Source organism: Nitrosomonas sp. Nm166 (assembly GCF_900112825.1).
Lineage (GTDB): Bacteria > Pseudomonadota > Gammaproteobacteria > Burkholderiales > Nitrosomonadaceae > Nitrosomonas.
Genome location: NZ_FONE01000070.1, coordinates 1 through 7,145, shown reverse-complemented (window position 1 = coordinate 7,145; position 7,145 = coordinate 1). Strand labels below are relative to the sequence as shown.

General features: G+C 40.6%; 8 protein-coding genes. 3 read left to right on the top strand and 5 right to left on the bottom strand.

From position 1 onward, the window contains the following. Nucleotides 1-235: IS30 family transposase (locus BM021_RS14095; RefSeq protein WP_143074361.1), on the top strand; the 235-nt coding region annotated here is incomplete at its 5' end. Between the two features lie 92 nt (nucleotides 236-327). Then, the gene (locus BM021_RS14090; RefSeq protein WP_256207941.1) at nucleotides 328-837 is read left to right on the top strand and encodes a PepSY domain-containing protein; all 510 of its coding nucleotides are present in this window, start codon (nucleotides 328-330) and stop codon (nucleotides 835-837) included. A gap of 184 nt (nucleotides 838-1,021) precedes the next feature. Here the strand turns inward: BM021_RS14090 and smbP are convergent, their stop codons facing one another. The 4 genes from smbP to BM021_RS14070 all read right to left on the bottom strand — a co-directional run bounded on the left by smbP (nucleotide 1,022) and on the right by BM021_RS14070 (nucleotide 5,472). After that, entirely contained in the window at nucleotides 1,022-1,402 is a 381-nt protein-coding gene (smbP, locus tag BM021_RS14085; protein WP_090721636.1) for a small metal-binding protein SmbP, read from the bottom strand. Nucleotides 1,403-1,646: 244 nt separating this feature from the next. Further along, nucleotides 1,647-3,119 (bottom strand): RimK family protein, encoded by a 1,473-nt coding sequence (locus tag BM021_RS14080; protein ID WP_090721635.1) that lies wholly within the window; start codon nucleotides 3,117-3,119, stop codon nucleotides 1,647-1,649. Nucleotides 3,120-3,299: 180 nt separating this feature from the next. Beyond that, nucleotides 3,300-4,277, bottom strand: coding sequence for a magnesium/cobalt transporter CorA (gene corA, locus BM021_RS14075; protein ID WP_090721634.1), 978 nt, complete (start codon nucleotides 4,275-4,277; stop codon nucleotides 3,300-3,302). Between the two features lie 613 nt (nucleotides 4,278-4,890). Continuing rightward, nucleotides 4,891-5,472: an Hsp20/alpha crystallin family protein gene (locus BM021_RS14070; RefSeq protein ID WP_090721633.1), complete on the bottom strand. Its 582-nt coding sequence runs from the start codon at nucleotides 5,470-5,472 to the stop codon at nucleotides 4,891-4,893. Nucleotides 5,473-5,672: 200 nt separating this feature from the next. On the opposite strand from BM021_RS14070, the gene BM021_RS14065 reads away from it, so the two are divergent. Continuing rightward, on the top strand, nucleotides 5,673-6,332 hold the full coding sequence (locus BM021_RS14065) for a peroxiredoxin (protein WP_090721632.1): 660 nt from the start codon (nucleotides 5,673-5,675) through the stop codon (nucleotides 6,330-6,332). Nucleotides 6,333-6,904: 572 nt separating this feature from the next. Here BM021_RS14065 and BM021_RS14060 read toward each other — a convergent pair. Further along, the coding region (locus tag BM021_RS14060) for a transposase (protein WP_143074325.1) at nucleotides 6,905-7,145 on the bottom strand (241 nt) is incomplete at its 5' end.

Genomic DNA, 7,145 nt, shown 5'->3' with positions numbered 1-7,145 from the left:
GAATGCGGCAATATATTTTGCACATCCCTATGCATCATGGGAGCGCGGTACAAATGAAAACACAAACGGACTGATAAGACAGTACTTTCCAAAAGGAACTGACTTCAATCAGGTGACTAATGACCAGATTAAACAGGCTATGGATCGGTTAAACAATCGACCTCGCAAGACCAGAGGTAACAAGTCACCTAATGAATTATTTTGGGGGCAGCAAGTTGATTTACTTGCTGCATAATTTGTTGCAATTATTACTTGAATCCGCCTAGGGTTAACTTTAGTGGTAATCTTTAAATTCATTCAGAAAATGCAAATGGATGAATAGATTTAATGAGTACATTATTGACTCTAGTTAAAGGAGGCTTTATGAAAACGCAACTTTGGGTTATGACGGTACTGATCACCTTTTTGGTGGCATCCGGCCAGGCGAATGCCAGTGAAAGAGAAGTAAGCAAACATCAAGTACCTCAATCAGTTCTTGAAGCTTTTGAAAAGGCTTATCCTGATGCCAAAGAGGTAGAATTCGAAAAGGAAATGATCGAAGGTAAAGCCGTTTATGAAGTGGAATACAAGGAAAACAACAGTAAGTACGAAATTCTGTATGACTCCGATGGAGTAATTTTGCAAAAGGAAGAGACCATTGATGTCAAAGCACTGCCCGAACCGGTAGTGCGAGCCATTTTCAAGGAATACCCGAGAGCGACCATTGAAGAGGCAGAGAAGGTGATGAAACCTGATGGGATGGTTACTGGTTATGAGGTAGAAATCAAGGCGGATGGAAAGAAACTCGAGCTTGAATTAGATACTCAGGGGAAGATCTTGAAAACTGAACAGGATTAAGCGAAGCTGGGTAAGATCAATCTCAAACGGAATGGATATGTATGAGGAGTCCGAGGACTTGTTGCGTTAGAAGCACAAATCTGATAGTTATCAGCGTATGTCAGTGTTAGTTAATAATCGAATTTGTTACTTACATAGAACAACGATTATGGTGAAACTGCTGAATTTCGCTATATAAAGTAGTTTACTTAGTTGTAAATTGACGCATTTCTTCTAATGCATCAGTAATATGCTCACTAGCGATATCCGTATGCCCTATTTTAGCGTGGCTTATTGCTTCGACTAAATGACGGATTGACTCAGTGATATGTACTCTTCCTTTGGTATTTCCATATTCAATCGCTTCTATCTCGGCTTTTTTGACATACTCTAAGCTCATCTTCGCATGTTGCCGAATATGCTCCGCATGCGCTTTATGCGCTTGGGCTATTTCTGCATGTTTAATTGCTTCTGTCATAGGACTAATTCCTGCTGCAGATTTGGTTTCTTCCCCAGATGCATTGATTTCGCTACTAAGAAAGAGAATTAAGATTACAGTTGTTAAAATAAAAAATATATTTCTCATGATATAAATACCTCACTGTTTTATTGATAAAAACAAAAAAGTATTGCTTCCTTAACAGAAGTAGGCTCCAATTATTGGGCAGGTGGCTTATGAGTTATTGTCCCACTTATCAACCTGTCTTCAGCAGACTGATGGATTTATAATAAACCTGATCGGTGTTGCCTTCAAGGTTTGATGTTTTCGGTTCTCATTGTAAAACCGAAAGTATTTCCAGCTCGACATTGTAAAAAGCTGAGTGCAGTTCTTACCGCCGATCTCGCTGTTTACGCTCTTCTATGCGATGCAAAAATACTTCCATGATCTGCTGATAAAGTGCATCTTTCAAGATACCATCTTCATTGCCCGCATCTACATTCGGATTATCATTAATTTCGATCACATAACAATGTTTACCAGCTTGTTTGATATCAACTCCATAAAACCCATCACCGATCAGATTGGCTGCTTTTAACGCCATCTTCACTACCTTTGCGGGGGTTTCTTCCAAGGAAACCGCAAGCGTCAATCCTTCGACATAATCTCGTGCTTGCTGACCATGCTTAATGACTTGCCAATGTCCGGGAGCCATAAAATATTTACAAGCAAACAACGGTCGACGATCAATAATAGCGATTCGCCAGTCAAATTCAGTTGGCAAATATTCCTGTGCTACGATTAACTCTGATTTATCGAGAAGTTCCTTGATTTTGTGACGCAATTCCGCTTCAGAGGTAACTTTGACTACGCCTAGAGAAAATGAACTATCGGGTTGTTTAAGTACACAAGGTAAGGCTAGCGTGGGGATAATTTGTTCAAGGTTATCCTTATGCACTAGAATGGTTTTAGGTACTGGAATTTGGTGATGGGTCAATAATTCGGCTAAATAAACTTTGTTGTTGCACTTCAGAATCGAATTGGGATCATCAATTACCGTTAATCCTTCAGCAGAGGCATGTCGTGAGAAGCGATAAGTGTAATGATTGACGAACGTAGTATCGCGTATAAACAGCGCATCAAATTCTGATAAACGATTCATGTCAGCACGAGTAATCAATTCCACATGCATTCCCAGATTCTCGGCAGCCTTTTCAAAATTTTTTATTGCCTCAGTATTAGATGGTGGTTCAGGGTTATTTGGATCATGCAAAATGGCCAAATCATATCGTGGAGAAGTTAACTTGTGAACCCACGTTTTTCGTTTCGAAAAATAGTCTGTCGCAGCCTGTACGACGAAATCTTGATGTTGTGGTGGAATATCGTTAGCAGCAATTGCTTTTATGTTATGAATACGCCATTCGTCATCTTGACGATTAAAGTAAGCATGTAATAAAGGAGCTCGTAATAAATTGAATAACTCATGGCTGAGCTGATCATAATATTTTGCAATATTACGTCCAAAGTAGATGCTGAGCTCGAAATGATCCGATTTGATGGATGATAGAGATTTTTGTACTAATCCATCAAGATCTTCAGTTAACAGTCTTACCAACCTCGGCGATTGCACATCTTCAATAGCATTTACTTGGGGTAAGGGCTTATGTCCTCGCGCTTCTGCGAGCAGCGAGACATAGTATCCGATACTCTGGTAGTGATAAGATTTGCATAGATTATATATGCGTGCTCTAAGATGTCTGCTATATACCGGATCGGTAAGATATTCTTTGGCAGATATAACGGCAACATTTGGAATTTCCAATGGCCATTCCTGAGGGTTATTCACTACAATAAAGTTACTCATGATAGTTTATTTAGTTGCTGAATGATTCACCAATAAGCTGTGATCATATGTCGCGAACCCGCAAGTTTGCATTAATCCTTCAATCAGGATTACTTCGATACTCTTGTCTAGAACCCTAAGAATCGGCCAAGAGCAGTTTTCGCTCAGTTTATTGGTTAAAACATGAGGGTAAGCAGCCACTTATAACCATCCAATTCGCCTGAAACGAATATAGAGAAAGAAGCAGGCCAAGCCAATGGTTAAAAGTGCCAGCGGGTAGCCATATTCCCACTTCAGTTCAGGCATTTGCTCGAAGTTCATTCCCCAAATTCCAGCTAAGGCTGTGGCGACGGCGAAAATTCCAGCCCATGCTGCAAGACGCTTGTTTACTTCATTGTTCTCAATCGCTCCTATAGAGAGATTGACCTGAATGGCAGTGCCTATAGTGTCTCGAATGGTATCGATGGACGCATCTATCCGAACCAAATGGTCATAAACATCTCGAAAGTAGTCCCGGATGCTGGAACATACGGCAGGTCCTCGGCTGCCAGATAGCTTGCCAGCGACTTCCATAAGGGGGGCCACGGCATGCTTCAGAACCATGATCTTCCGCTTAAGCTCGTAGAGTCGCTCGATATTGGTGCGGGCAGCTTTTTTAGTAAAATTTTTAGTAAAAATTTGCTCTTCGATTTTTTCCAGTTCAGATTCCAGTCGGTCGAGGATTGGAAAATAGCGATCCACCACCGCATCCATCAAAGCATAAAGGACGAAGCCGGATCCTTGCTTCAAGAGGTGGGGTTCTCGTTCACATCGTTCGCGTATATCAAGAAAATGCTGCTGGCTTCGGTTTCTGATAGACAGAACATAGTTATGTCCCACAAAGACATGCACTTCACCCAAGGTGATTTCTTTCTCGCCGAGTTCAAGCAGATGCATAACAACGAAAACCGATTCGCCATATTCTTCAAGTTTTGGTCGCTGGTGGCCATGGCGCGCATCCTCTACTGCCAGTTCATGGAGAGTGAACTCTTCTTTCATTTTGTCAAGTTCTTCGGGGGTTGTATCCCGCAGAGCAACCCAGACAAAACACCCCGGCCGTTCCAGGTAATCGCTGATTTCCTCTACCGTAAGATAGGCTAAGCGCGCACCATTCTCGTAAGCGGCACAATTAATGAGCACGAGTAAATTCTTGCATTTTTGGAAGAAATATCATTCTACACGCTTCGTGTTTGGCTAACTAGCACTGACTTGGGGAATCCAGAAGATTTACAGATATTTTTATCTATAGAATTAAAATAATAAGCAAGTACCCGGCTGTTTGAAGGTGCGGTTAACGTCGACAATAGATTCTAGCCTATCAATATTATGACACTAATCAATGCAGCCAAATCTTCAACCCAATTTTTAATCGATTTACTAGACCGCGGATTGTACGGTGAGTTCCTCACATTTCTTTTCGGTATTGCAAAATAGACGGGAGAGGGTTGAGGAAGCACAACACATGATTAGAAAAAGACCATTGCCATGTGCTGCGCCTTATTAAGGAAACTCTGAATAAGTCACCGAGTGAGATAAGGTGCAAGGCAGACGGAGCACAGGAAATGAGAGACAAAGTTTCGACGTGCCACACATCAGATAAATAGACGAATCTCCGTGTACTCTGCCTAACGCAGTAATTCATTTGCGCAGATACTTATTCAGGAGCTTCCTTAACTAAAAAGACTGATATTATTTATGCCGCCTTAACCACAATTGCAGGAAATCTTCATACTTAACGAACTAAAGCGCTCTTTTAGCCATTCTTGATTGTTATTTTTTTAACGTTAGACTTATCAGCTTCATGGCGGGGAATTTTAATGGTTAATAATCCCTTATTCATGCTGGCTTGGATATCGTCGACGTCTGCATCATCTGGCACAGCAAGTACACGCTCAAAAGTACCATACCGTCTTTCCTTGCGGTAGTAATGCTGATCTTTTTCTTCTTGCTCTTCTTGTTTTGTACCTTTAATCACTAAAACCCGGTCTTTTAATTCAATGGATAGATCATCCTGCGCCAGGCCGGGCGCTTCCAATGTAATGGTATATTGCTTGTCATCACTGGCGATGTCGACGCTTGCTCTAAATGCTGGCATAAAATCATCAGAAAAAAACTGACTCAAAAGTTCCGACCGAGGCCGTACAGAGAGCCCAAAACCACGAAAAGTATCTTCGAATAATCGATCAATTTCACGATGGAGCTGATTCAAGCTATTAACTTGCGGAGATCGGGATGGCGATTGATCATCGTACTTAACTGGCACAATTTCATTTTTAGCCTTTCCAGGCTCTTCATGTTTAAACCAGTTCCAAGGGTTGAGTTTATGTAAATCCATATCAAATTCTCCTTCTGATTATATTCAGCACAAAAATGAACTTTATTTACATATGTGTACACAGGATTAGTCTGTAAGATTTTATTGCTAAGTTATTACCTACAAATCCTTATTAAGAAATAAGGATTCTTGAGTTTTTTTCAATACAGTAATACGATATCAAGTAAATTTCTATATTAATAATAACTGAGGAGTTATTTATGTCATTGCGCATTAATGATCAGGCACCTAATTTTCAGGCGGAAACTACACAGGGAAAGATTGATTTCCATGAGTGGATAGGAGATAAATGGGCAGTATTATTCTCTCACCCTAAGGATTTTACACCTGTTTGCACAACAGAATTAGGCTATATGGCCAGCATTCAATCTGAGTTTGATAAACGTAATACTAAAATTATTGGACTTAGCATTGATCCGCTTAACGATCATCAAAGATGGTTGAGAGACGTTGAAGAAGTTGGTGGCTCACCCATTAACTATCCAGTTATCGCAGATACAGACCTTCACGTGGCCAAGCTCTATAATATGTTTCCTGCCGATGAGACAGGTTCAGCGGAAGGGCGAACAGCACAGACGAATGCGACTGTGCGTTCCGTATTTGTCATAGGTCCCGATAAGAACATCAAACTCATGATGACTTACCCTATGACAACTGGTCGTAACTTTAATGAAATTCTGCGTGCGATTGACTCAATGCAGCTGACTGCAAAACACAAAGTTGCAACACCTGTGAATTGGCAGCAAGGAGAAGATGTTATTATTGTAACTTCGGTCAGTAATGAAGAAGCTGAAAAGATTTATCCAGAAGGCTGGGAAACAGTAAAATCATATCTTCGTAAAGTAAAACAACCAAACTAGTAAGAGTTCTCAATGATATTCAGTAACTTACTGCTTAAATTGATCCGGAGCTTAATGAAGTATTGAATGTTATTTGACAAATTATTGGTTGGGTTGATGATAAGTGTTTTACCGGAGATAGATAGATTATTGCTAGATGCCGCGTCAAAGATTCTATCAATGTATACTCAGCATTTCTAAAGAAATCAATCCTGAATCTCTTTGGGTTATTTCATTAAATGTTAAGACAATATTTCTGTCGGATGAAACGCCTACGGCAGAATTTGTAGGGTTAAACATAAAAACTGATGGAGTTCTAGTGAAAACTGGTGGGATGGTATCCAGATCTTCATGCACAGTTATGACGGATGTGTACTAGCATCTGCAAAATTTTACATGCCATAATGCGTCGATGGAATATATCCCGTCGTAGGAGCCATATATTCAATGAGACCTTTGCAAAAACATAACTTTACCTGAAGCGTATTCAGTTCAGATTTTTTTGTGAGCAATGAAGTACTTTTTGTAAGCTTTTCGCAAAAATTCCAGGGATAATCGCTTCAAACCGATCATTATCGGATTAGACGGGCGGATTATTCCCATGATTGTGCCTGTATTTGCTTGTCGACATACAATTTTGGCAATCTTTTCAGGTTGTAGGCTATGGCTGGTAAAATATGCCAAGCATGTGCTTTGGCGTTACCGCGATAACGCAGTACCTTGGATCCGAACCATCGTGCCTGGCTGCCGAAGGTTCGTTCTACCACGTAGCGAACTTTGGCAATCAGGCTATTGCGTTGTAATTGTCGTTGCGTTAGTGGTTTGTTCTTGACC

What these genes read in the sequence shown, in the direction of transcription:
- BM021_RS14065 (WP_090721632.1), top strand. Translation starts at nt 5,673, where the DNA reads ATGTCATTGCGCATTAATGATCAGGCACCTAATTTTCAGGCGGAAACT.
- smbP (WP_090721636.1), bottom strand. Translation starts at nt 1,402, where the DNA reads ATGAGAAATATATTTTTTATTTTAACAACTGTAATCTTAATTCTCTTT.
- BM021_RS14070 (WP_090721633.1), bottom strand. Translation starts at nt 5,472, where the DNA reads ATGGATTTACATAAACTCAACCCTTGGAACTGGTTTAAACATGAAGAG.
- BM021_RS14090 (WP_256207941.1), top strand. Translation starts at nt 328, where the DNA reads ATGAGTACATTATTGACTCTAGTTAAAGGAGGCTTTATGAAAACGCAA.
- BM021_RS14080 (WP_090721635.1), bottom strand. Translation starts at nt 3,119, where the DNA reads ATGAGTAACTTTATTGTAGTGAATAACCCTCAGGAATGGCCATTGGAA.